Annotated in this window: 4 protein-coding genes and 1 pseudogene; all 5 read left to right on the top strand. The window is 65.5% G+C overall.

Annotated features, from left to right (window positions below; translation table 11 throughout):
• Positions 1–164 (top strand): annotated as a pseudogene (locus JOY90_RS26270) (MFS transporter); the annotation flags it as partial.
• Positions 165–205: 41 nt separating this feature from the next.
• Positions 206–1192, top strand: coding sequence for an MDR family oxidoreductase (locus JOY90_RS26265; protein ID WP_291694017.1), 987 nt, complete (start codon positions 206–208; stop codon positions 1190–1192).
• 107 nt (positions 1193–1299) lie between these two features.
• Complete coding sequence (locus tag JOY90_RS26260) at positions 1300–1887, top strand: hypothetical protein (protein ID WP_291694016.1); 588 nt, start codon at positions 1300–1302, stop codon at positions 1885–1887.
• 130 nt (positions 1888–2017) lie between these two features.
• The gene (locus JOY90_RS26255) at positions 2018–2251 is read left to right on the top strand and encodes a hypothetical protein (RefSeq protein ID WP_291694015.1); all 234 of its coding nucleotides are present in this window, start codon (positions 2018–2020) and stop codon (positions 2249–2251) included.
• 250 nt (positions 2252–2501) lie between these two features.
• The coding region (locus JOY90_RS26250; protein ID WP_291694014.1) for a methyl-accepting chemotaxis protein at positions 2502–4009 on the top strand (1508 nt) is incomplete at its 3' end.

Below are 4009 nucleotides of genomic sequence, written 5' to 3'. Positions count from 1 at the left end.
TCGGCGGTTTCCTCGGCGTCTGGCTCGGTGGTATCGTGTTCGAGAGCTTCGGCTCCTACACGCCGATCTGGTGGCTCTCGATCCTGTTCGGCCTGCTCTCGGCGCTGATCAACCTGCCGATCGTCGAAAAGCCGGTCCAGCGCGTGGTTGCGCAGCCCGCCTGATGCGCTAAACCTCCCTGAAAGACAGTTTCGGGGAGTTGCGCATGGCGACGTTCAAGGCGATCCGGATCGACAAGGCGGACAAGGGCACCACCGCCGCGCTCACGGCGTTCGACGAAGCCGAGTTGATGGACGGCGACGTCACCGTCCGCGTCGAATGGTCGACGCTCAACTACAAGGACGGGCTGGCCGTGACCGGCAGGTCGCCGGTGGTGCGGCGTTTTCCGATGATCGCCGGGATCGATTTCGCCGGCACCGTCGCGCACTCCTCGCATCCGTCCTGGAAGGCCGACGACAAGGTGGTCTGCACCGGCTGGGGCATGGGCGAAACCCATCTCGGCGCCTATGCCGAGAAGGCGAGGGTGAAGGGCGACTGGCTGGTCGCGCTGCCGGACGGGCTCTCGGCCCGCGAGGCGATGGCGATCGGCACCGCCGGCTTCACCGCCATGCTCGCGGTGATCGCGTTGGAGAAGCAGGGCATCGCGCCGGGAAGCGGCCCCGTCGTCGTCACCGGAGCCGCTGGCGGTGTCGGCTCGGTTGCGATCGCGGTGCTGTCGAAGCTCGGCTATCACGTGATCGCCTCGACCGGGCGGATGGCGGAGGCCGGCTACCTCGGGGATCTCGGTGCCACCGAGGTGATCGGCCGCAACGAGCTGTCAGGCCCCGCCAAGACGTTGGCGAAGGAGCGCTGGGCCGGCGGGGTCGACAGCGTCGGCTCGACCACGCTCGCCAACCTGTTGTCGATGACCAAATATGGCGGCGCCATCGCCGCTTGCGGCCTCGCCGCCGGCATGGACCTGCCGTCCTCGGTCGCCCCCTTCATTCTGCGCGGGGTGTCGCTTGTCGGCATCGATTCGGTGATGTGCCCGCTTGTCCCCCGCAAGGTTGCCTGGGGCCGCCTTGCCAGTGACCTGGACCGGGCAAAGCTCGCTGAAATCACTCACGAAATTCCGCTGGATCAGGTCATCGCCTTGGGACCGCAGATTTTGGCCGGTCAAGTCCGCGGCCGCATCGTGGTAAAAATTCCCTAGCATTGTTCAGACTTTGCCAACCAACCTGCTCCAATGTTGCCACGGTTGGTATGGTAAGCAGGGGGTAAAGGATCGTCGCCCGCTGCCAATCAGGTCGGAGTTCGCTGATGATTGCGCGTTTTCTGCTCGGAACAGTCACCGCCGCGGCTATCGTGGTGCCGGCGCTCGCCGGGACGATGACTGCGGAAGAGGCGCGCAGGTTCGTTGCGGGGAAGGTTTTCACCTTCACCTGCTTCGACGGCACCAAAGGTGCGGGTCGTATCCTGGAGGACATGGGCGCGGCCGGCGCAGTGCAGTTCTCGGGTTCCGGTCCGATCCGTCATGTCCGCCTGCCGGGCAACACGCTGCAGATCCGCGGCCAGTCGGTCTGCGCCTCGCTCCGCGGTCTGCCGTTCGATCCGTGCTTCAATCTCGACAAGACCGACGACAAGAGCTTCCGCGGCTCGGTCTCCGGCATGGGCTTCGCCTATTGCGACTTTCACAACCAGGGTGGCGCGCAGATGCTGATGGCGCGCGCCGTGGCCCGGCCGCGCGGCCGTGGCGCGCGTTCCGCCGATGCCTCGCATGGCGAGGTCACGGCGCGGATCGAGACGCCGGCGGTGGAGAGTTCCAAGCTCGAGCCGATGAAGTCCGAGCCCAAGCCGGAGCTTTTGAAGCCGGATGTGGTGCCCGAGCTTCGCCGCTCGACCGATTGAGCGGCATTCACCAATTTACATCGATTGACGCGGCGCGCCGTAATCGTACGGCTGACTGATGTCATGCGCCCGTGATACGCCCATGGTCTGCGGACGTGGGACGGGGACAACGCATGGGTTAACACCAGCTATGTCGCTCTATTTCTTCCGTATCAGCGAGGGCAAATATTCGGGCGCTGCCGAGCACCCCTTTGAATGCGAAAGCCGGGAATCGGCCTGGGCGGAGATGACCGCGGTCTGCTCCAACCTCGTTGGCGCGGTGGCGCGAAGCCTGAAGCCGGACGGCGAGTGGCAGATGGAACTGCTCGACGAAGCGAGGAACCCGGTGTTCCGCATCAGGCTGGTCGGCGAGTCGGTCGGTTAGTAGTTCAGCTGCATCGGCGCGGTGAAAGCACACCGATCTGAAATGGTGCGTTGCTTCAAAACGCTTCCTTCATTTTCCCGGGTTACGATAGCCTTACGAGTTTACGTTTGTCGGCACCGGGGCCGTCGTTTTTTCGGCGCGGGCGCATCGCGCCCTCATCAGGCTCAATTCGTCTCATTCCCCGTTTGCCCGTGGGGTGGCCGAAGGGAGCCAGCCGTTCGGCTGCTCCCTTTGTTCAGAGAAAATTTCCATGACCGCATCGACGACGAACCGCGCCCGGCTCACGCTGCGCGGCCGCATTCTGCTGCTTTTCGCCTTCTGCACCGTGCTCGTGATCGCCACCGCCGGTTTCGGTTTCTGGCAGTTCTCCGAGAGCCTGCGCCGGTTCGAGGAAGACGTGATGTCGCGTCAGACCAGCGCCGTCGACGTCGAGGCCGTCGAGATCAATTTCAAGAAACAGGTTCAGGAGTGGAAGGATACGCTCCTGCGCGGCAAGAAGCCGGAAGCGCTGGACAAGCATTGGACGGCCTTTCAGCAGCGCGAAAGCGATGTCCGTGCCTTCGCGGAACGGCTGAGCCGCGGCATCGCCGACCCCGAAGCAGCCCAACTGGTCGCGCAGTTCCTGGCTGCGCACCAGAGCATGGGCGCGGCCTATCGGCGCGGTCTGCAGGAATTCAAGGACCATGACTTCGACAGCGCAGTGGGCGACAAGGCGGTGGCCGGCATCGACCGCGCGCCGACCGAGCTGTTGGGCAAGGCCAAGGAGCGTCTGCTCGCGCTTGCGGTGGCGGCGGCGAGCGAGGCGCGGGCGCAGGCATATCGCACGACATGGCTCACGATCCTGCTCCTGAGCCTCGCCACGGGTTTTGGCACCGTCGTCTTCCTGGTCGCGGTACAGCGTGGCGTTTCGCAGCCGCTGACCCGGGTCGTGCACGCGCTCACCGAGCTGGCCGCCGGCAACACCGATGCGGAGGTGAGTGGAGCGCAGCGAGGGGACGAGATCGGACAGGTCGCGGACGCCCTGCAATTGCTGAAGGGGAAGATGGTCGAGGCGGACAGGCTGCGCGCCGAGCAGTCGAACGCCGAACAGCGCCAGGCGCGGCAACGGCAGGCAGACATGCACGGCCTCGCGGATCGTTTCGAGGCCGCCGTCGGCGAGATCATCGACACCGTCTCGCAGGCTTCCGGCAGGCTCGAAGGATCGGCGAAGACGCTGACGGTCACCGCCGAGCGAACGCAGGCGAAGACTGCGGCGGTTGCGACCGCCTCGGACCACGCTTCGTCCAACGTACGCTCGGTTGCGGCGGCCACCGAGGAACTGACATCCTCCGTAAGCGAGATCAGCCGCCAGGTGCAGGAGTCGGCGCGGATGGCGAACGCGGCCGTCGATCAGGCCCGCCAGACCAACGAACGCGTGAGCGAGTTGTCGAAGGCGGCGAGCCGCATCGGCGACGTCGTCGAGCTGATCAACACCATTGCCGGCCAGACCAACCTGCTCGCGCTCAACGCCACCATCGAGGCCGCGCGCGCCGGCGAGGCCGGGCGAGGCTTTGCCGTCGTCGCCTCGGAGGTGAAGGCGCTCGCCGAGCAGACCGCGAAGGCGACCGGCGAGATCGGCCAGCAGATCACGGGCATCCAGGCGGCGACGCAGGAGTCGGTCAACGCGATCAAGGAAATATCCGGTACCATCGAGAGGCTGTCGGAAATTTCCTCTGCGATTGCCGCCGCGGTGGAAGAGCAGGGTACGGCGACGCAGGA

Source organism: Bradyrhizobium sp. (genome assembly GCF_019242285.1).
GTDB lineage: Bacteria > Pseudomonadota > Alphaproteobacteria > Rhizobiales > Xanthobacteraceae > Bradyrhizobium.
The sequence above is the reverse complement of the archived record's forward strand: the minus strand, read 5'-3'. Positions and strand labels throughout refer to the sequence as shown.